The organism is Pseudoalteromonas caenipelagi, from assembly GCF_013140855.1.
GTDB lineage: Bacteria > Pseudomonadota > Gammaproteobacteria > Enterobacterales > Alteromonadaceae > Pseudoalteromonas > Pseudoalteromonas caenipelagi.
In genome coordinates this window covers 262,570-282,765 of the sequence record NZ_JABBPG010000003.1, presented here as the reverse complement: position 1 = coordinate 282,765, position 20,196 = coordinate 262,570, and the positions used below count along the sequence as shown (strand labels likewise).

Annotated in this window: 19 protein-coding genes; 5 read left to right on the top strand and 14 right to left on the bottom strand. The window is 42.3% G+C overall.

From position 1 onward, the window contains the following. Positions 1-19 precede the first annotated feature (19 nt). From fliN to HG263_RS09650, 12 genes are all read right to left on the bottom strand, one after another. A complete protein-coding gene (fliN, locus tag HG263_RS09705) occupies positions 20-421 on the bottom strand; it encodes a flagellar motor switch protein FliN (RefSeq protein WP_171625885.1) in 402 nt (133 codons plus the stop codon). 28 nt (positions 422-449) lie between these two features. Beyond that, entirely contained in the window at positions 450-1,541 is a 1,092-nt protein-coding gene (gene fliM / locus HG263_RS09700; RefSeq protein WP_171625884.1) for a flagellar motor switch protein FliM, read from the bottom strand. 8 nt (positions 1,542-1,549) lie between these two features. Beyond that, on the bottom strand, positions 1,550-2,071 hold the full coding sequence (gene fliL, locus HG263_RS09695) for a flagellar basal body-associated protein FliL (RefSeq protein ID WP_171625883.1): 522 nt from the start codon (positions 2,069-2,071) through the stop codon (positions 1,550-1,552). Positions 2,072-2,127: 56 nt separating this feature from the next. Then, entirely contained in the window at positions 2,128-4,107 is a 1,980-nt protein-coding gene (locus HG263_RS09690) for a flagellar hook-length control protein FliK (protein WP_171625882.1), read from the bottom strand. Between the two features lie 87 nt (positions 4,108-4,194). Continuing rightward, positions 4,195-4,635 (bottom strand): flagellar export protein FliJ, encoded by a 441-nt coding sequence (fliJ, locus tag HG263_RS09685; RefSeq protein WP_171625881.1) that lies wholly within the window; start codon positions 4,633-4,635, stop codon positions 4,195-4,197. Next, positions 4,635-5,966 carry a flagellar protein export ATPase FliI gene (fliI, locus tag HG263_RS09680; RefSeq protein WP_171625880.1) on the bottom strand — a complete coding sequence of 444 codons (1,332 nt, stop codon included), beginning with the start codon at positions 5,964-5,966 and terminating at the stop codon, positions 4,635-4,637. The genes fliJ and fliI overlap by 1 nt, the downstream gene beginning before the upstream one ends. Before the next feature lie 14 nt (positions 5,967-5,980). Then, entirely contained in the window at positions 5,981-6,799 is an 819-nt protein-coding gene (gene fliH / locus HG263_RS09675) for a flagellar assembly protein FliH (protein WP_171625879.1), read from the bottom strand. A 3-nt stretch (positions 6,800-6,802) separates the two neighbouring features. Beyond that, on the bottom strand, positions 6,803-7,843 hold the full coding sequence (fliG, locus tag HG263_RS09670) for a flagellar motor switch protein FliG (protein ID WP_171625878.1): 1,041 nt from the start codon (positions 7,841-7,843) through the stop codon (positions 6,803-6,805). Next, complete coding sequence (fliF, locus tag HG263_RS09665; RefSeq protein WP_171625877.1) at positions 7,836-9,545, bottom strand: flagellar basal-body MS-ring/collar protein FliF; 1,710 nt, start codon at positions 9,543-9,545, stop codon at positions 7,836-7,838. Before fliF ends, fliG begins: the two co-directional genes overlap by 8 nt. 22 nt (positions 9,546-9,567) lie before the next feature. Beyond that, positions 9,568-9,900, bottom strand: a complete 333-nt coding sequence (fliE, locus tag HG263_RS09660; protein ID WP_171625876.1) for a flagellar hook-basal body complex protein FliE — start codon at positions 9,898-9,900, stop codon at positions 9,568-9,570. Positions 9,901-10,052: 152 nt separating this feature from the next. Further along, a complete protein-coding gene (locus HG263_RS09655) occupies positions 10,053-11,438 on the bottom strand; it encodes a sigma-54-dependent transcriptional regulator (RefSeq protein WP_171625875.1) in 1,386 nt (461 codons plus the stop codon). Continuing rightward, on the bottom strand, positions 11,435-12,538 hold the full coding sequence (locus HG263_RS09650; RefSeq protein ID WP_171625874.1) for a sensor histidine kinase: 1,104 nt from the start codon (positions 12,536-12,538) through the stop codon (positions 11,435-11,437). Before HG263_RS09650 ends, HG263_RS09655 begins: the two co-directional genes overlap by 4 nt. A 173-nt stretch (positions 12,539-12,711) precedes the next feature. Between HG263_RS09650 and HG263_RS09645 the strand changes: the two genes are divergently transcribed. Further along, entirely contained in the window at positions 12,712-13,326 is a 615-nt protein-coding gene (locus HG263_RS09645; protein WP_171625873.1) for a DNA-3-methyladenine glycosylase I, read from the top strand. On the opposite strand, the gene HG263_RS09640 is transcribed toward HG263_RS09645, so the two are convergent. Next, entirely contained in the window at positions 13,313-14,755 is a 1,443-nt protein-coding gene (locus tag HG263_RS09640) for a sigma-54 interaction domain-containing protein (RefSeq protein WP_171625872.1), read from the bottom strand. The two genes, HG263_RS09645 and HG263_RS09640, sit on opposite strands and share 14 nt — an antisense overlap. 146 nt (positions 14,756-14,901) lie before the next feature. After that, entirely contained in the window at positions 14,902-15,684 is a 783-nt protein-coding gene (locus tag HG263_RS09635; RefSeq protein WP_171625871.1) for a flagellin N-terminal helical domain-containing protein, read from the bottom strand. 221 nt (positions 15,685-15,905) lie between these two features. On the opposite strand from HG263_RS09635, the gene pseB reads away from it, so the two are divergent. The 4 genes from pseB (at position 15,906) to HG263_RS09615 (ending at position 20,169) form a co-directional block, all read left to right on the top strand. Then, positions 15,906-16,907, top strand: coding sequence for a UDP-N-acetylglucosamine 4,6-dehydratase (inverting) (pseB, locus tag HG263_RS09630; protein ID WP_171625870.1), 1,002 nt, complete (start codon positions 15,906-15,908; stop codon positions 16,905-16,907). A gap of 14 nt (positions 16,908-16,921) precedes the next feature. Next, positions 16,922-18,079, top strand: a complete 1,158-nt coding sequence (gene pseC, locus HG263_RS09625; protein ID WP_171625869.1) for a UDP-4-amino-4,6-dideoxy-N-acetyl-beta-L-altrosamine transaminase — start codon at positions 16,922-16,924, stop codon at positions 18,077-18,079. After that, positions 18,070-18,954: an aldo/keto reductase gene (locus HG263_RS09620; RefSeq protein WP_171625868.1), complete on the top strand. Its 885-nt coding sequence runs from the start codon at positions 18,070-18,072 to the stop codon at positions 18,952-18,954. Before pseC ends, HG263_RS09620 begins: the two co-directional genes overlap by 10 nt. 63 nt (positions 18,955-19,017) lie before the next feature. Further along, positions 19,018-20,169 carry a Gfo/Idh/MocA family protein gene (locus HG263_RS09615; protein ID WP_171625867.1) on the top strand — a complete coding sequence of 384 codons (1,152 nt, stop codon included), beginning with the start codon at positions 19,018-19,020 and terminating at the stop codon, positions 20,167-20,169. The last annotated feature ends 27 nt before the right edge of the window (positions 20,170-20,196 follow it).

Sequence of the window (20,196 nt, the reverse complement as noted above, 5' to 3'; positions counted from 1 at the left end):
AGCCCTGAAGTCATCTTTTTCATCGCAGCTTTTTAATACGTTCAACTTGGCTAATTACATCGGTCAAACGTATACCAAATTTATCATTTACTACAACTACTTCGCCATGTGCAATCAAAGTGCCATTAACCAATACATCCAACGGCTCACCCGCAACTCTGTCTAGTTCAACAACGGAGCCTTGGTTTAATTGCAATAAGTTACGGATATTTATTTTAGAGCGACCAACTTCCATAGATATGGTTACTGGTATATCTAAAATGGTATCCAACTTACGTTTTTCGTCAGGAGATAAGTTAGCGTTGGCATCTTGTAGCTCATCGAGTTCTGCTACTTCTGGTTCGCTGCTTGGCGCTTCAGACTCTTCAGCTTCAGCCAGTGCCGCAGCCCATTCGTCCATTGTATCTTGATCATCGCTCATACTATCAAAACCTTAATATAATCAATCTTTACCAGTCTAAATCCACACCTTCCGACAGATGTAGATCTTCTTCTAATTCTGCTAACTCTGCGTCCGAGTCGAGCTTTTTGCCCCCTTTCGTAAAAACGTGTAGTTCTGATTTAACAGATTCCGGACGCTTGATTTTCTCACTAATTTGCAAGGCAACATTATCTCTAGAACGGCCCATTTTAGCTCTGAAAGTGGGAAGCTCTTCAACAAACACAGTAATATATTCTGGCATTTCAACAGGGATAACATCGCCAGCTTTGAGTTCCATAATTTGCGCCAGAGTAAGATCAATTTCTAGCAACTGAGTTGAAAGCTCAACTTCCACATCCATTATTTCGTCTCGTAGGGCTTTACTCCAACGCAAATCAGTATCTTCAGTATCAGACTGAACACCTGCATCGAGCAGTTCCCTAATAGGTTCCAACATGGAATATGGCAGCGAGATATGAAAGTCACCTCCGCCTCCATCAAGTTCAATATGAAACGAGCTAATAACGACCACTTCGGTGGGGCTAACAATGTTAGCCATAGCAGGGTTTACTTCCGAGTCTAAATACTCGAATGATACGTCCATAACCGGCGCCCACGCTTCTTTATAATCTTCGAAAATTATTTTTAGAAGCATTTGCACAATACGGCGTTCGGTTGGTGTAAATTCGCGCCCTTCGATTTTCGCGTGATATCGACCATCGCCACCAAAAAAGTTATCAACGAGAATAAATACCAATCGCGCTTCCATGGTGATTAAACCTGTGCCTTTTAATGGTCTAAAGCGCACCATGTTTAAACTTGTTGGTACAAATAAGGTATGAATATATTCGCCAAATTTCAGCATTTGCACACCGTTGATCGAGACCTCTGCTGTGCGTCGCATCATGTTAAACAAGCTGATTCGCATATGTCGTGCAAAACGCTCATTTACAATTTCCAGGGTCGGCATCCGACCACGTACAATACGATCTTGTGAAGAAAAATCATATTGCAGCGCGGTGGAATCACCGTCATCACCATCATTGATATCTTCCTCTTCGACTTCATCAACGCCATGCAATAGCGCATCGATTTCGTCTTGGGATAATAAATCACTCACTTAAGACCTCACTGCATTACAAAGCCGGTGAATAGCACACGTTCAATGACTTTACTACCTTCAACCCCTTCCATTGCTGCTTGAACTTTGTCAACAGCAGACAGGCGTAAAGTTTCCTTACCAGCACTGGTACTGAGCTCATCCGCTGTTGTAGTTGAAAATACACTTAACAAGGTGCCTTCAATAAGGGGAATATGCTTTTTAGCAATTTCTTCATTTATGTCCCCTCTTACGAGTAGCTGGACCTTGATTTGGACAATACGATCTCTGCTTGCGCCAGGCACATTGAATACAAATGGCCTTGGCATTGCCACATAAAGTGCACTCCCAGTCTTAGCAGAGGCACTGTTAGATTGTACAGTCTCAGAAGCTGTTTCTTCCTCAGCCAATGTTTCTACAGGCGCTTCTTCAGAAGAGCTAAAAAACAAGATGCCAGCGACCACTAACACAACTGCTACCACTGCTGCGATGATAATTTTCTTTTTATTACCACCCGCTTCTTCTATTTCTAAATCGGTTTCTTCTGCCATATTAATCCTTGTTTAAGCTACAAAGCTAAGGGCCTATTTCTATATAATAGCAGTAGTTAGGCGTAATAATCTATTGAAGAACCATCGTTTAGAGTTCGTTCTGTCGTATTGTCAGAATTTTGTTCATCTTCGCTTTGGGCACTCAATCCTGTTTTTGACCCGTGCTGCTGCTCGGAACCAAAACCCTGCTCACCTTGTGAGCCATCGCCATATTCAATGTTGCTCTGTCCTAGCTCAATCCCTTGCTCGGCTAGCATTTCTCTTAACTTAGGCATAGATTGTTCGAGCAAGTCTTTGGCTTGTTGGTTCTGCACGACGAAATTAACTTGAGCCTGCTCTGCATCTGTGCGGATACGTATTTGCATCATACCAAGTTCTCTTGGGTCTAAACGTATCTCTGCTTCTTGGTTGTTGAGATTCAACATCATAGATACTTTTTCTTGTAGCATTTTTGCAGCATCATTTCTGGCTATATTTACCGCTTGAAGCATCTGCGCGTCTACTTGAACCTTTTGAGTTGAAGCATGGCTTTGTTGATGCTGTATGCTTTGAGGCGCTTCTTCTAACTGCTGCATATATTGGACAAATTCACTTACTTGAGACTGTGGTGAGTTTGCAGTTGCTTGAGGCGTAACAATCGCCTTAAATAATTGTTCAACCTGAGGGGATGGCATGCTTTGCGCCAAACTTGCAACTGAATTAGCAGCGTCTTGCTTAGTTTGCGCACCGAGACCTTTCTCTACATCGCTTGCACCCACAGCTTTAAGACTTGACCTTGCATCATTTTTTAATGTGTCTTTATCAACTTTAGTGCTGTTATAAGTGGCCGTTTTGTTTACAACAACTGATGCACTTGCCGTAGCTCTATCAACACTAATCGACTGGGGTTTATCTATATATGCTTGCTTTTGCTCTAGCGCCTTCAATTGTTCTAACGCTCGTTCAGCCATTGGGGTCGCCTTACCTTCATTCACTAGCTGCTGTAACCCTTTTTGCAAAGCGCTTCTTTCACTTGGTGTTAATGACGTTAACTTTTGTTGTAATACTTGCTCTGCGGTTTGTTCATCAATAATCGGCACACCTACATGCTCTTTTGAAGGGCGCGAATCTGCTTGCTTAACCAGCTCACTTATTTGCTTGGCTAATTCGTTTTTCTTGCCAAGCTCTGATGCTGCTTTATTCGTTTTGTCATTCTGTAAAGATGTGCCATCTGCCGAACTTTCTTGTTCTTCATTCAAATTCCCCCATTCGGATGTTAATGGAGACTTTGGCTGGGGAGTTTCAACCTTACCTTCTTTGTTATCGGCAAATTGATTGATTTTACCTTTCAGTACATCTGCTTTATCTTGCTGCGCTGTCTGCGTCACTTGCTTGGGCTTTTCTTCATTTAAAGGCTGTTCGGTTAATTTAGCTTTTGCTACCTCTTCCTTATCAGCGCTTTTAGCATCTTTCTCGGCAGTGCTATCTGCTAATATCTCACTGGCATTTAGTTTGCTGCTATTTTGTACTTTTGAAGAATCCACCGGTTGAGCATCATCCACTGAGGTAGTGCTCTTGCCACTCAACTTATTTAACGCTTGCAATGCATTCGTATAAACTGAACCTTGCTCATTAGAGTTGGTACTATCGTGAACGGTTACAGTGGCTTTTTGTTGATTAGAGGCGTTAATTTGCGCCAGTAAATCGTCCGCACTTTTAGGTGAAGGTGGGTTAGTCTGGTCACTTAACTCTGTATCTGCTTGAGCGCTACTCTCTGCGTCTTCTTCCGACGTAGCAGTCGCAGTGGCGTGATCATCTGATACCGTTTGTTGCTCTTGAACAATCAACTCTTTTGATAACTGTTCATTTTGGGTCGTGATGTCTGTATCAGAAGGAGTGTTTTGCTCATCAGCTTCAGCTTGCTCTGTGAGCTGTTTCAAGGCAAATAAAAAGCTGGTCGACTCGTTTGAAGCGCCCTCACTTTGGGTATTCATTGAGTCAAAAGAGCTCGCGTCACTACCAGAGACTTTTGTATTATTAAACGTTACATTTAGCATATAGTTACCTGCCGAAGCGGCAATTTAAAGCCGCAATTACATCACTAAGGATTTATCAGCAAAAATCAGGCCACATTAAGTTCAGTATTAAGCCCGACGACGCATAAATTGGTTTGTAGCAAATTCATCCAACATCTTTTGCTCCGCTTTATCCATACGTTTTTGGTGCTCAAGCTGTTTCTTTTCAATCAGTTTGGCAATGGCTTTTGCTTTAACTTGCTGCGCAAGCCACAATCTTTTTCGCTGCTCAACAACCTGCTTCGCTGTATTCACTGTTCGAGCTTGCTGCTGAATAGCTTCTTCAATCTTTTTAATAAACGCATGATACTGAGTAAAACCGCTACTGGATAAACCTTGCTGTGCTTTGAAATGGAGCTGCTGACTATATTCAAGGCGAAAGTCATTTAGTCCAGACAGCTTTTGTTGGTTGTCGTTGAGATGATGCTGCGCCTGCATATAATTAACACGCAATGATTCTTCTTTGTCAGCTTCTAATTTATAAAGTAAATCAAGTTTGTTGCCAGCCATTATTCTTGTCCTAGTAATTGAGCGAGCTCTTGCAGACACTGGTCATAGTTGAGTACTTCTTTCATCCCTTGCTGTAAAAACGCATTTATCGAAGGCATCATGTTAATTGCTTGGTCCAACATAGGATCACTGCCCTTTTGGTATGCACCCAAAGTGATCATATCCTTATTTTGTTGATACATTGAATACACTTGTTTAAGCACACGGGCTTGTTGCAGATGCCGCTCAGAAATAACTTGCGGCATAACACGGCTAATTGATTTTTCAATATCGATTGCAGGATAATGACCACTGTCTGCCAAGTCTCTTGAAAGCACAATGTGACCATCAAGTATCGCTCGCGCTGAATCGGCAATCGGGTCTTGCATATCATCTCCTTCACTGAGCACAGTAAAGAATGCCGTAATAGAGCCTTGCCCCTCTCCACCATTACCCGCTCGTTCAACCAGTGCTGGCAACTTAGCAAATACTGATGGTGGATAACCTTTCGTCGCGGGGGGTTCACCAACCGCAAGCGCGATTTCACGCTGCGCCATGGCATATCGCGTAACTGAATCTAACAGCAATAATACGTTCAGTCCTTGATCTCTGAAATACTCAGCAATCGTTACTGCACTTTCGCACCCTTTAAGTCGCATCAGTGGTGAAGCATCAGCAGGCGCAGCTACTACAACTGAGCGCTTTCGCCCCTCGGCACCAAGAATTTCATCAATAAACTCTTTAACCTCACGACCACGCTCTCCCACCAGACCAACAACGATGACATCCGCTTCACTGCCTCGCGTCATCATGCCAAGTAACACCGACTTACCAACACCACTACCAGCAAATAAACCCATACGCTGACCTTGGCCCACGGTGATCACCGAGTTTATCGCTCTCACTCCCACATCCAGTGGTTGACTAATTGGCCTTCTTGCTAGCGGGTTTATGGGGTTTTGCGCAAACTTGAGTTTGTGTTCAGCGTTGATAGGCCCAAGCCCATCCAATGGCCTACCCAGACCATCCACCACGCGACCCAGCAAACTCATGCCAACGGGCAAACCCGTTTCTTTTAATTGAGGAATGACGCGAGCACCTGGTAATACTCCCGAAATGTGATCGTTAGGCATAAGATATAAGGTGTCATCATTAAACCCAACAACTTCGGCATCCACCAGCCCTCTGGTAGTTTCGATTTTACATTGGCTACCAACGGGGGCGCTAAGGCCTTTTGCTTCAAGCGTTAACCCAACAACACGGGTTAAACTACCAGCAACAGGCACAGAGAACTCTTTTATATGCTTTTTATATTGTGACAAACGCTCGGTTAACGGACTTTCAACACTCATTGTGTAGCCAAAAATTACGACTCGATACCACTGTTATGCAAAAATTCGTCCAAGATTTCTTTCATACGTGTTTTAAGCGTCATATCGATGGAGGATTGCGCTGTTTTTACTTCAACGCTGCCCCTATCTAGGGTAGGTTCGGGCAATAAGTGCCAATGTTGCGCACTCAATTGTTCTTCTCCATAGGCATCTTTTACAACTTCTAAATCATCAGGATGCAAGTGAATATTAACTTTTTGCTCTGCTATCGGCAGCGCATCCATTGCCTTTTTTAGAGCTAATAAAACTAGCTTTTGGTCTTGCTCTACTTCTTTAAAAATAACTGCTTGCGCCAATAAATTGGCAAGTTGAACAAGCTGCTTTTCACATTGCTCATCAACTAAACGCAAAGGCTCATGTAATTCATTGATAATTAAAGTTAATGCTTGGAGCTTTTCTTCAACTAGGGGTTTGGCTTCATCATGTCCTTGCTGTTTTCCTATCTCAACTCCCTCTTTGTAACCTGCCTCCTTACCTTCGCTAACCCCTTTATCAAAGCCATCAATATAACCTTGTTCATGGCCTTGCTTTATGCCTTCATCGTAAGCATCCTGACGGATCTGCTCAAGCTCTTCTAAAGTCAGCGTTGGAAATTCTGTCTCTTGCTCTTCTTGTGCTTGCTTTTTTTGTTCTGGCTTTTGATATACCTGTTCCAATGGCTTACCAAAAGCGGTAGAACGACCAGAATATTTGCGTGGGTCGTCCGCCACATCAGGGATCGGCCAATTTTTTAAAAGCTCGTCGAGCGCTTCGCCTTCGACAGGGCGACCTTTATAAAACTTGGTATCGCTCATAAATTATAGGAACTCCTCGCCACCACCACCACCAAGCATAATCTCTCCTGAATCAGCAAGACGACGGGCTGTAGATAGGATTTCTTTTTGCGCAGCTTCAACTTCACTAATACGTACGGGCGGCATTGCTTCAAGGTCATCTGCCAGCATTTCAGCAGCACGCTTTGACATGTTGCTGAGGATTTTCTCTTTAAGTGCGTCATCCGTACCTTTGATAGCTTTCATAAGCACGTCTTGTTGAACCTCACGTAAAATGGTTTGAATACCTCTATCATCAACATCAAGTAGGTTCTCAAACACAAACATAAGGTCTTGAATTTGTTGAGACATCTCTTCATCATGTTCACGAATTGAATCCATAAGCTGGCCTTCGATATTGGTATCTAAGTAGTTCATAATATCTGCAGCTGCTTTCAAGCCACCCATCTTCGCGGCTTGTGCGCCCGCTTGACCGGCGAATTGTTTCTCCATAATCTCATTAAGTTCTTGCAACGCAGCTGGTTGAACTTCTTCCAGGTTAGCAATACGCATCGTCAGATCAAGTCTCACTTTTTCAGGGAACTGAGATAAAATTTCCGCGGATTGTTCAGGCTCTAAATAAGACAATACAATGGTTTGGATCTGAGGGTGCTCGTTGCGAATAATATTGGCAACCTGTTTAGAATCCATCCACTTGAGTGAATCCAGACCTTTCGCGCCTGAGCCCATAACAATCTGATCGATAAGGCTAGCCGCTTTATCTTCACCAAGTGCAGCGGTAAGCGCCTTTTTGATGAAATCTTCAGATTGAAAGCCGATTGTACTAAAGCTTTGGATCTGTTCGATAAATAAGTTATGAACCGCGCTAATTTTAGCTTGTGACAAATCGTCCAACGCCGCCATAGCCATACCTACACGCTGAACTTGTTTAGGCTCTAAATGCTTTAAAATTTGCGCGGCATCTTCTTCTGATAAACTTAATAATAAGATGGCGGCTTTATCGACGCCATCTAATTTATTTACGTCATACGCAGCGGGTAATTTTTTTTGTTCTTCATCAGTCATCTTCGGTTAACCACGCTTTCACTACTTGTGATGATAATTCAGGTTCATTGGCAACCAGTGCACGCACTGCTTTGAGTAAGTCTTCGTCACCATGTAAGTCTGGTAATTGTAAAGTACCATCTGATGAGAAGCCAACAGCTGATGAATCAAACTCATGACTTAGCATATCTAATGTACTGTCTCCCAAATCAACACCAGCTGTTAGTGAATCTTCATCAAATTCTTCTAACGTATCATCTGGATAGATTAGACGTTTCAACATTGGTCTTACTACCGCTAAGATAAGTACAATGATAACCAAGGCACCCAAAGCTAATCGAGTCGTTTTCATAAACCACTCTTGCTCCCAAAGCGGTATTTCTGCAACTTCAGTTAAATCTTCACGAACAAACGGCACTGTAACAACTTCTAACGCATCACCACGTTGCATATCAAAGCCAACACCACCTTGCAGTAAACGACGAATATTTGACAGCTCTTCTTGTGTACGAGGCTCTAACGTTACATTACCTTCGGCATCAGCCTTAGGTAAGTAGTCTACAGCCACAGAAACACTGATACGACGAATAACACCTGTCTGTTGACGCTTATGACTAATTGTAGTGTCTAATTCATAGTTTCGCGTTGCTTCTTTTTGCGAACGACTTGGGTTGGTTGCGCTACCAGCACTACCGTTACCAGCCACTTCAGGAATATTTGAATTTAATGGTGGCTGATTTGTTAACGCACCTGGAATACCAGCGGCTAATCCACCGATGTTACTCTCTTCAAAGGTTGTTTCACTGCGTACCGCTGGTAGGTCAGGGTTATAACGCTTCTGAGTTTCTTCAACAGCGCTAAAGTCCATGGTTAGGTCAACTTGCGCAGTGAATTTACCCAGGCCTACTACCGGAATAAGGATACTGTCGATTTTCTCTAAGTATTCTTGCTCTCTCTTACGCTCTATTTCATACTCTTTGCGAGAGCGAGCCGCCAGTGAGTCTTGTGAGCCTGAATTCAATAAACGGCCATTCTGATCTGTAACAGTTACTCTTGCAGGTTCCAGCCCTTGAACGGCTGATGCTATGATATCGACAATAGAGTCCACTTCTTCGCCATCAAGCGTTCTGCCACGCTTTAACGTAAGCACTACGGTTGCTGAAGGTTTTTTCTCGCGTCGAGCAAATACGTTTTCTTTAGGAATAGCCAATAACACTTTGGCACGGTTAACATCATCTAACTCTTCGATAGTGCGTGCTAACTGCTGCTCTCGGCTGTGCTTGAGACGTTCACGCTCCAACCTTTGACTCACACCAAAGCCCATATCTTGCATTAAAATGTCTGTACCTGAGCTTGGCGCCTGCGTAAAACCATCTCTGGCCATCTGCAGCTTAATTGTTTGATAGTCGCCTTCTGCTACCATGATGGTGTTACCATCTAGTTCATAGTCAATTTTTTGAGCATCCAAAAAGTCCAGTGTTTGCACTAACTCCTCTGTAGGATATTGCCCAAGTGGGCGCATGTCTGGCTGACGAGCCCAAATGATGATGAACACCGCTATCGCTAAACAAATCGCTAAGGCAATTACTAAAGTAACTTGGCGTAGCATATCAACGCCACTTAGCGCACTCAGATAACCTGATTTTTGCTCTTGCTGCTCATCAGCTTCTCCGCCAGAGACACCATCTGATAAAGCTAGTTCTGTTGATTGATTCGTTGCCACAGTTACTCTCCACTACCTAAGCTTAAACAGGCATGCTCATAATTTCTTTATAAGATTCTACAAGCTTGTTTCTAACTTGTACCGTTGCTTCAAATGCGACTGAAGATTTTTGCGAGGCTATCATGACTTCTGCAAGTGACACGCTGCGATCTCCCATTTCTAAAGCTGTTACTTTTGATTTTGCCTCTTTTTGCAAGCCATTAACAGTATTGATGGCATCTGAAAGCATCTGTCCAAATTGTGCAGAAGAATTTGCAGACGTCTGTACAGGCAGGCTATCTTGCGGCTTATTGCGCGTCGCTTCAAGCGCTAACGATTGCATTTCTTGGTATAAAGCATTGGGTTGAATGTTCATAGTGCTCACCCTTGTAACTAAAGATACATAGATAATGCACAATACATGCCAAAATAAAACACTTTAAAAACAATGAATTAAAACTAAATTTTGATTGTCATGATTTTGACAAGGATAAGCCAGTATGAAACTGGCTTATCTGATTTGAAAGGTTAAGCTGGTAGCGAGATCCCCATATCACGCATTTTAGCCAATTTATATCGCAGAGTTCTTGGACTCATACCTAATACCTCAGCTACTTCTTTGCGCTTTCCTTGGCACCGAGATAGGGTGTCCAAAATCATTTGGTGCTCCTTATCTTGAAGCTCTGCCTTATAACTCTGATTTTCACCATTATCAGACACATCGCACATAGTGGTCAGTTCAACCTCAACAGACTGATCTGCGTTGATTTCACTTTTTGGCAGCATTGGCTGGTAACTTTCAATATAAATATCGTCAGCCGTAACCTGCCCTCCGTGTTGAAGGATAAGCGCCCTTTGCACGACATTATCCAATTCTCTAACATTACCAGGCCATTGATGTGACATCAGTTTTTGCTTAGCTTCAATTGTTAGCTTGGGCACTGTTTTTCCTGCTTTAGTACAGTGCCTTGAAATCAAGTGTTCCGCGAGTACTTCAATATCACCAGGACGCTCACACAGTGGCAGCCATGTTAAAGGAAATACATTGAGTCGATAATACAAGTCTTCTCTAAATTTACCCTCAGTAACAGCTTCTTTGAGGTCACGGTTGCTCGTTGCAAGAACTCTTACATCTAGCTCAATAGTTTTGCGTCCACCCAAGCGTTCAACTTCGCGCTCTTGTAAAACCCTCAAAAGCTTAGCTTGCAACCCCAAATCCATCTCGGTTATTTCATCGAGTAAAATTGTGCCTTTTTGGGCCTGCTCAAATTTACCTGGACAAGCTTGAATAGCTCCAGTAAATGCGCCTTTTTCGTAACCGAATAATGTCGCTTCAAGCATATTTTCTGGGATTGCAGCACAATTTATAGCAACGAAGACTTCCTCTGCACGCTCTGATTTATCATGAATATATCTTGCTAGTACTTCTTTACCTGAACCACTTGGGCCTAGCACCATTACACTGGCATCTGATTTAGCCACCTTAGCAGCAAGTTCAAGTAGTTTTAGGCTTTTTGGGTCTTTTACAACCGGACCCTCTGTTTCTTTATCCTTTGGTGGCATGTAGCGACTAACCATATTCAGCAGCACTTCTGGCGCGAAAGGTTTTGCCATATAGTCAATTGCACCGAGTCGCATTGCCTCAACGGCGTCGTCGATTGTTGCATAAGCCGTCATCATTAGTACGGGCAAATCAGGATAGTTCAGTTTGATCGTTTTGAGCAAATCGATCCCACTCATGGCACCCATTTGTACGTCACTCACAACCAGAGAAAAACTCTGCTGTTTTAACAAAACGACTGCTTGCTCAGCACTTGATGCCTCGACACAATCAAACCCTGATAACTGTAAGGTGTCAATCAGAGCTTCTCTTAGCCCTGCATCATCTTCCACCACTAAAATAGAATGACTCATACAACCTCCAATTGTTCGGTATTGAATGAAATAGGCAGAAGTAAGCTAAAACATGCGCCGCCATTTGGCAGATTTTTCACTTGCGCTTGCCCTTTATGAGAATTCGCCACAGAACTAACAACAGCCAACCCAAGACCAGTGCCTTGACTCTTTGTTGTAAAAAATGGCTCAAATATCTTGTTTATCATTTGAGGGTCAACGCCTGGCCCATTATCACACACTGAAATTCGTACTTTGTCTTGTTCGCGCTCTGCGCTGACTGTAATTTCTGCACCAGCACCAATAACTTGAATGCTATTATGAATTAAGTTTTGTATCGCACTTGCAAGGGCCGTTTTATTACCTATTACCGCGATATCTGGTTCTGGTAATAACACTTCTAACGAGCTGTCGTTCATCGCAACCATGGCATCTGAACCCGCTTTTACTTCATTTAGCAATTGCTGCATTGATACAGTTTCAACAACCTGTTGCTCACCACTTTTTGCAAATAGCAGCATATCATTCACTTGTGATTCGAGATCTTTGAGCCTCGACATCAGCTTTTCGTGAAAACGCAAATGAGATGTTTTAGGTAAGCCCGAGCAACCCAAGTTTGCGGCATACAACATAGCTGCGGATAAAGGCGTACGCACTTGATGAGCTAATGATGCCACCATTTTGCCAAGTGCACTTAAGCGTTGCATATGTGCAACCCTCGATTGTAAACGTCGCGTTTCAGTTAAGTCTGTCATTAGGATCAATTGCCCTGGCTCTGGTGCAAGCGCCGTGATATCTAACTTTATTAAACGACCGTCTTTAAGAGATATCTCATGACCATCATCTTGCTGAGGATTGAAAGAACGCTGGATTATATTAAACCATTTTTCGCCTTCAAGTGGCTCCCCTAGCATATCAATGGCTATTTGATTTGCTTTTGCAATCATGCCTTGGCCATCAAGTACAACTACCCCTGCCGGCATTGTATGTACCAGATGACTTAACCAACTAGCTTGCTGTCTCAGCTCACTCAGTTCACCTACATACGCTTCTTGTAGGAGACCAGAACTAAATGGTGCCGTTGGCACGAATTGTGGATTCAAAACATGTGCTAATGCCATAACATAGCTCTCTAAATAAAACTCTATAGTGATAAATGCAGGATTTGGGCCAACATTAAATTCTATTAATATCAGCATATTAGATGGTGATTTTAACTGACGCAATTTTGACACTGTAATTTTATACAGTTTAATGTAGAATCGAGAAGCTTCTATTTAACAGGATAATATCGATGTGTACACGTTGCCTATGGCTAGACCAAACTAAAGACGACTACGTCTTATATCACGATAAAGAATGGGGTGTACCCGTTATAGACGATCACACTTTGTTCGAGTTTATCACACTGGAATCAGCGCAAGCAGGTCTTAGTTGGTACACTATCTTAAAAAAGCGAGCAGCATATCAACTGGCATTTGCTCAATTTGATGTCCAAAAAGTCGCTGCAATGGGCGAACAAGATGTTGAGCTCTTAATGAGTAATGCTGGGATTATCAGAAATGAGAAAAAAATAAGGGCCACTATCAATAACGCAATGGCATTTATTGAAATACAAAAAACCTATGGTAGTTTTGCTAATTATCAATGGCAGTTTGTAAATTACTCGCCAATTATCAATCAAATAAATAGCAAAGCGGACTACCCTGCTCAAAGCGAAATAAGTGTCGCATTTGCTAAAGATTTAAAGAGAAAAGGATTTAAGTTTTTAGGCCCGACCACGGTGTACGCTCATATGCAAGCGTGTGGAATGGTAAATGACCACGATAATCAATGTTTCAGAAAATCCCAAATCATTGAGCAATACAAGGGCCTAGATATTGCGTCAATACTGGCTAATCGCGGTTAAGATTATACTTTTTCATCTTTTCAACAAGCGTGGTGCGCCTGACTCCAAGCACTTCTGCAGCACGTGCCACCACATAGTCATAACGCTCTAAAGCTTGCGTGATTAAACTAATTTCTAGATCAGCCAAATACTCTTTGAGCTCTATCCCTTCATCTGGCAATAAGCCAAAATGAGGCGCACCGTTCACACTCTGTGCCATCGCGTCTTCTTCTTCATCCTCAAAGTCACTAAAGCCACTGCTAAACAGTTCATTAAATGCGTCTTTCTCTAGCAACTCTTCTGGATATTCAGGCTCGTAAGCGTCCACTTCAATATAACGATACTTGTTTGGTAAATCTGTGACGTCGACTACTTTATCAGGGAACATTATCACCATACGTTCCACTAAGTTTGCCAGTTCTCGAATATTACCAGGCCAGTCATGTGCTTTTAAACTTTCAATCGCTCGCTCTGTAAATTTAGCTGTGCTACCACTTTGTTCATTTACACGACGCATAAGCTCTTTTAATAAAAGTGGAATATCATCGGCACGCTCATTTAAAGAAGGGTTCTCGATTGGAAAAACATTTAAGCGATAGAATAAGTCTTCTCGAAACTTACCCGACTCTATCATAGATTCTAAATTCCGGTGCGTTGCTGCAATTATCCGCACATCAGCTTGAATAGGTTTTGTACCGCCTACTCTCTCGTAGCTACGCTCTTGTAAAACACGCAACAACTTTACTTGCATCTGCAGCGGCATGTCACCAATTTCATCTAAAAATAGTGTTCCACCTTGAGCCAACTCAAAGCGACCTTTACGAGCAGAAATTGCCCCCGTAAATGCCCCCTTTTCATGCCCAAATAGCTCACTTTCTAGCAACTCTCCAGGGATTGCCCCACAGTTAACAGGCACAAAAGGCCCCTGACAGCGCTTTGATAATAGGTGCACATTTCGAGCTACCACTTCTTTACCCGTTCCTGACTCACCTAGGATCAGCACATTTGCGTCAGTACTTGCTACTTGAGAGATTAAAAAGCGAACCTGTTTGACTGCCTCGGTTTCTCCAACTAACCCGTCAAAAGTTTTGCTATCTTGTTTACTTGCCTTACCCGGCAACATGCGTTGATACTGCTGACAGTCATGCAACAACTGCATAGTCACATCATGACTAAACGGCTCTGAAATAAGCCCAATAACGTTTGCTAAGCTCAATAATGGTTTTAAAGTTTCACCAATCAGTAAAAATGGCGATGCTGGTGTAGACTTGATGAACTGCTCATGATCAAGCTCAGACAAAGCGCCTAAAACGATAATAGACTCTTTCGAGAAGGTGATCTGCTTATCTATGTCAGACTCACGAATAATCTGTGTTCTTTGACCAACAAATGTCAAAGCCCCACAAAGACTACTCGCTCTATTATTATTATTGTCTAAGATCAAAATCATCTTAAGAGTCCAACTACTTTTGGCGTGAATATATTATGATTGTAAGGTAGTTGAGAAGGGATGCAATACCTTGGTGGCAAGTTTTTGACACTTTCGCCAAAAAAATGCCACCAAGAATGACTTAAATCAATACTTTTGTACTAATTTTATAACAATCCAAGCACCGCAGATGCCGACTGATTAGCCTGCCCCCGCAAAGCAATGGATGCTTGTGAAAGAATATCGTTCGCTGTTTGCTCTGAAACCACTTTTGCATAATCGGTATCTTGAATACGGCTTTGGCTTGCAGCAATATTCTCTCTTTGGTTGTCTGCACTTCTAATTGTGCTAGATATGGCATTTTCAAATGCACCTAACTGCGTGCGCTGAGAATTCAAGTCTTCAGCAACCGTATCCGCTACATCAATTGCAGCTTGAGCCCCCGCCGCAGTCGAGATATCGACGCTTAAAATAGCATTAGCAAAGCTTCCATCTGTTTGGGTTAAGGTTTGCGTAGTAAGCGCGTCTGGCCCTACTTGAAAACTAGTATCTTCACCATTGAAAAGCTTCGCGCCACCAAATGTTGAGTTTTCAAAAGTCTCTGAAATCTGAGTTTGTAACTGAGACACTTCGTCTTGAAGTGCTGCACGGTCAGAGTCAGTCAATGCACCATTACCCGATTGAATTGACAGTTCTCTAATTCTAGAGACCGCATCATTTACACCTGACAACGCCGAATCCGCAGTTTGGGCATAAGATATGCCATCATTTGCGTTTCGAATAGCTTGACTGTAGCCATCTTGCTGCGAAGTTAAGCGATCTATGATTTGCAATGCAGCTGCGTCATCTGCGGCAGAGTTAACACGCTTGCCCGACGCCAACTGTTGGTTAAGTTTGTTAGTCGTATTTTCAATTTTATTAAAAATACTACTTTGTGGTTGGATTTTCATACCTACCCCCATCAAGTGGTACTAGTTTTAACCATACTCTTATCTGCACAAAAAGTCACCTAAACGTCAATAATTCCACCGTGCGCACCATAAATACTGCAAAAACTAGAAAACTGATATAAAGTATTGACTAGTATTCGATTTATAGATTCTCAAAGCGATATGAAAATTTCCTCTAAGAGAAACTGTAAAGATTTAATTGCACCTCAAGGTAGGCAAGTATGTTCAACAATAAAACTATCCTAATAACAGGTGGAACTGGCTCCTTCGGGAAAAAGTACGTCAAAACTTTATTAGAAAAGTATAAACCCAAAAAAATCATCGTTTTTTCTCGAGATGAGCTAAAACAATTTGAAATGCAGCAAGATTTTAACGACAAGTGCATGCGTTATTTCATTGGTGATGTAAGGGATAAGAGCAGACTGCGCAGAGCCATGCAAGGAGTTGATTTTGTTATTCATGCCGCAGCGCTTAAACAAGTTCCCGCTGCTGAATACAACCCAATGGAGTGTATTAAAACTAATATTAATGGTGCCGAAAACGTCATAGAAGCAGCGTTAGATAGTAATGTCGAAAAGGTAATAGCGCTTTCAACAGACAAAGCTGCAAACCCAATAAACTTATATGGTGCAACCAAACTCGCGTCAGATAAATTATTCGTTGCGGCAAACAACATGGCAGGCGGCTGTCGCACCACGTTTTCGGTTGTGAGATATGGTAACGTAGTTTGTTCTCGCGGGTCTGTAGTCCCCGTATTTCAAAAGTTTATAGATGAAGGTAAAGACCATATTCCAATAACACACGATGAAATGACTCGATTTTGGATAAGCTTACAGCAAGGTGTCGATTTTGTATTAACCAACTTTGCTAGAATGCTCGGTGGCGAAATTTTCGTTCCTAAAATTCCTTCAATTAAAATAACCGATTTAGCAAAGGCGATGGCACCAAACTTACCTGTTAAGATTATTGGTATCCGTCCTGGTGAGAAGCTTCATGAGGTTATGTGCCCTGCAGATTTGTGTTTTGAAACTTATGAGTACAACGATCACTTCGTGATCGCGCCAGGAATAAAGTTTAGTAGCCGAAGCAATGATTTCACGGTCAATGCATTAGGAGAAAAAGGTAAAAAAGTGGCGCAAGGCTTTGAATATAACTCTTTAACCAACCCACATTTTCTAAGCCTTGAAGAAATTAAAAAGTTTAATCACCAAGCACTACTGTAAAAAGACTGCCAACTATGATCCCCTACGGAAAGCAAAATATAACAGAACAAGACATTTCAGCCGTCGTGGATGTACTGCGCTCTGATTGGTTGACTCAAGGACCCAAAGTTCCTGAGTTTGAGACGGTTATCGCCAATTATTGTAGCGCGCAATATGCGTGTGCCACCAATAGTGCAACGTCGGCATTACATTTAGCTTGCCTTGCCTTAAATGTTGGCAAAGATGACGTTGTCTGGACATCTCCTATCTCGTTTGTTGCTTCAGCCAACTGTGCTCTGTACTGCGGTGCACAAGTGGATTTCGTCGATATTGACATTGAAACTGGCAATATGTCAGTTGAAAAGTTGGCGACTAAGCTTGCCCAAGCAAAACAAAGTAACACGCTTCCAAAGGTCATTATCCCCGTACATTTAGCTGGTCAGTCGTGCGATATGAAAGCTATTTTTGCTCTAGCACAACAATATCAAATCAAAATTATTGAAGATGCTTCTCATGCAATTGGTGCAAAATATCAAGATAAACCCGTTGGTTGTTGCCAATACTCTGATATCACGGTGTTTAGCTTTCACCCTGTAAAAATCATTACCTCAGCAGAAGGCGGCATGGCCACTTGTAATGATGCGCAGTTAGCTAAAAGAATGAAACGCCTTAGAAGCCATGGTATAACCAATGACCCTAGTGAAATGACAGAGCCAAGTCATGGTCCTTGGTATTATCAGCAAGTTGAACTTGGCTTTAATTATCGGATGACTGAGCTGCAAGCTGCGCTTGGCATAAGCCAGTTTACTAGACTTGAACAGTTCATAACCAAACGCAATAAACTGGCACAAAGCTATATATCAGCTTTAATGCATCTCCCATTAGAGCACCTTAAGCAAAGTTCAGACTGCTACTCCAGCTATCACTTGTTTATTGTTCGATTGCTACCTGATGACAAACACCTACATGCAAAGCTTATAGCAACGCTAAGACAGCAAGGTATTACTAGTCATTTACACTATATCCCTATTCATCTTCAGCCCTATTATCAAAAACTTGGGTTTCAAGTTGGTGACTTCCCTAATGCGGAAAAATACTATCAACAAGCCATGACCATTCCGCTTTACCCCGACTTAACACGGAGTGAGCAGCAAACCGTTATCGAAAACATTAAATCTGCATTATGCGATTAGCTTTAGGAACAGTTCAGTTTGGTCTGGACTATGGCATTAGCAACAAAAACGGTCGACCGTCTTATTCTGAGGTTGAGCGCATATTACACTTGGCAAATACTGAGAATATTAAAGTTTTAGACACTGCATTAGGTTACGGAGAAAGCCATCACTCACTCGCAACGTACGAGCCTCTTCACAGCCAGTTTAGTATTGTCACTAAGTTGCCACCTCTGCATGCAGATATATTTAGTCAAACCGACATTGAGCGATATATCCGTTATGTTGAACAGTGTTTTATAGACCTAAAATGCACCTCTTTAAAAGCACTACTTTTCCATCAAGCATCTGATGCCTTCAAGCCTGGTGTTAAGGCATTGCTTGACTACCTGAAAGAGCAAAAGAATACGCATCGTATACAACAGCTTGGCGTATCCGTCTACTCAGATACGCCAGCCTCCTTATTGTGTGAGTCGAGCTTTATCGATTTAGTACAATTGCCATTTAATGCATTTGATGACTATTTCAAAAAAACAGGCGTTCTAAAAGCTTTAGCCAGCCATGGAGTTGAAATTCACTCACGCTCATGCTTTTTACAGGGCTTGTTGCTTATGCCAATTGAGCAACTCACACCTTACTTTCGCCCTTGGTTTACACAACTGACCATGTTTCATAAACAGGCCAAGCATCATAACGTGTCTTTACTTACGTTATGTTTAGCTTATGTTGCAAAAGAGCCTGAGATAAACCAAATCCTAGTGGGCGTAAACTCAGAACGAGAGCTCACTGAAATACTTGAAGCATACCAAAAAGTGGCAACTATAGATCCAACAGAACTCATAAATATGGCTGTTGATGACCCGAAGTTGACCAACCCCGCTCTTTGGAACAAATAAATATACTTATTTTTTTAAACAAGCTGCCGATAAAAACCTGTATACCTAGAGAAGGCCCTAACAATGCTAGAAAAAGAAAATACAAGATTAAAACTCGCTTTTATAGGAGGGGGTAATAACTCTGCAGTTGGTTATGTTCACTTTGCAGCTAGCCAACTAGATAATAAGTTTGAAGTTGTAGCGGGTGCATTTTCTAGAGACCATGAAGAAAATCTAGCAACAGGCCAACGCTGGAGTATCTCTTCAGAACGTATATATGATTGCTGGCGAGCGTTGATAAAAGCTGAAAAGGAGCGTATTGACGCAATCGTTGTCCTTACACCAACCCCCCACCATGTTGAAGTACTTGAAGCACTCCTGCAAGCCAATATTCCCATTATTTGTGAAAAGGCATTAGTAACAGGCCCAAGTGAGATAAAAAGGGTCCAATCAAGCTACGACCGCTCCAAACACTTCCTTGCTGTTACTTATAATTATAGTGGCTATGCAATGATCAGAGAGCTTAAGCATCTCATTAAACAAGGGACATTAGGTGTTATCCAAAAAATCCATTTGGAAATGCCGCAAGAAGGGTTTAGACGCCCGCCAGATATTGCTGGGAAACCCGCTATGCCGCAAGCCTGGCGCTTAAAGGACTGCGAAGTGCCAACCATTTGCTTGGATCTCGGTGTACATTTACACCATCTTTCTAGTTATTTATTAGAACTAGAACCCACGCATACAATTGCTCAGTTTACCAATCACTCGCAATATCCTAATTTAGTCGACGATGCATATCTGCTGCTCAAATACCCAAACAATATTCGTGGCAGCATGTGGATGTCCAAAACCGCAATTGGCCATAGAAATGGCCTTAAGGTAAGAGTTTATGGCGACCAAGGCAGTGCTTGTTGGGTACAGTTAAACCCTGACGAACTAGAGCTGAACTATAATGATGGCCGTCGTGAAGTTTTAGACCGAGCTGGTCAATGTCAATACGCAAATCAATTCAGATATAACCGTATGAAGCCGGGACATCCTACTGGTTTTGTAGAAGCCTTTTCAAATTTGTATAGCGATATTCACACAGAGCTACTTCAGTTTTTGTCGAACTCTGATGAAAAAAGTAGCTATGTATTTGGCGTCGACCAATCCAGTGATGGATTAAACTTGTTTAGTGCTGCAAAAGCGTCCGTGGACTCTGAGCAGTGGGAAGCAATCTCAAAACAACAATAGCATCGAGAAACTAGAACAATGGGAGAG

What these genes read in the sequence shown, in the direction of transcription:
- HG263_RS09615 (WP_171625867.1), top strand. Translation starts at nt 19,018, where the DNA reads ATGCTAGAAAAAGAAAATACAAGATTAAAACTCGCTTTTATAGGAGGG.
- HG263_RS09635 (WP_171625871.1), bottom strand. Translation starts at nt 15,684, where the DNA reads ATGAAAATCCAACCACAAAGTAGTATTTTTAATAAAATTGAAAATACG.
- fliJ (WP_171625881.1), bottom strand. Translation starts at nt 4,635, where the DNA reads ATGGCTGGCAACAAACTTGATTTACTTTATAAATTAGAAGCTGACAAA.
- HG263_RS09655 (WP_171625875.1), bottom strand. Translation starts at nt 11,438, where the DNA reads ATGAGTCATTCTATTTTAGTGGTGGAAGATGATGCAGGGCTAAGAGAA.
- fliN (WP_171625885.1), bottom strand. Translation starts at nt 421, where the DNA reads ATGAGCGATGATCAAGATACAATGGACGAATGGGCTGCGGCACTGGCT.
- HG263_RS09620 (WP_171625868.1), top strand. Translation starts at nt 18,070, where the DNA reads ATGCGATTAGCTTTAGGAACAGTTCAGTTTGGTCTGGACTATGGCATT.
- pseB (WP_171625870.1), top strand. Translation starts at nt 15,906, where the DNA reads ATGTTCAACAATAAAACTATCCTAATAACAGGTGGAACTGGCTCCTTC.
- HG263_RS09645 (WP_171625873.1), top strand. Translation starts at nt 12,712, where the DNA reads ATGTGTACACGTTGCCTATGGCTAGACCAAACTAAAGACGACTACGTC.
- fliL (WP_171625883.1), bottom strand. Translation starts at nt 2,071, where the DNA reads ATGGCAGAAGAAACCGATTTAGAAATAGAAGAAGCGGGTGGTAATAAA.
- fliG (WP_171625878.1), bottom strand. Translation starts at nt 7,843, where the DNA reads ATGACTGATGAAGAACAAAAAAAATTACCCGCTGCGTATGACGTAAAT.
- fliE (WP_171625876.1), bottom strand. Translation starts at nt 9,900, where the DNA reads ATGAACATTCAACCCAATGCTTTATACCAAGAAATGCAATCGTTAGCG.
- fliH (WP_171625879.1), bottom strand. Translation starts at nt 6,799, where the DNA reads ATGAGCGATACCAAGTTTTATAAAGGTCGCCCTGTCGAAGGCGAAGCG.
- pseC (WP_171625869.1), top strand. Translation starts at nt 16,922, where the DNA reads ATGATCCCCTACGGAAAGCAAAATATAACAGAACAAGACATTTCAGCC.
- fliI (WP_171625880.1), bottom strand. Translation starts at nt 5,966, where the DNA reads ATGAGTGTTGAAAGTCCGTTAACCGAGCGTTTGTCACAATATAAAAAG.
- HG263_RS09650 (WP_171625874.1), bottom strand. Translation starts at nt 12,538, where the DNA reads ATGGCATTAGCACATGTTTTGAATCCACAATTCGTGCCAACGGCACCA.
- HG263_RS09690 (WP_171625882.1), bottom strand. Translation starts at nt 4,107, where the DNA reads ATGCTAAATGTAACGTTTAATAATACAAAAGTCTCTGGTAGTGACGCG.
- HG263_RS09640 (WP_171625872.1), bottom strand. Translation starts at nt 14,755, where the DNA reads ATGATTTTGATCTTAGACAATAATAATAATAGAGCGAGTAGTCTTTGT.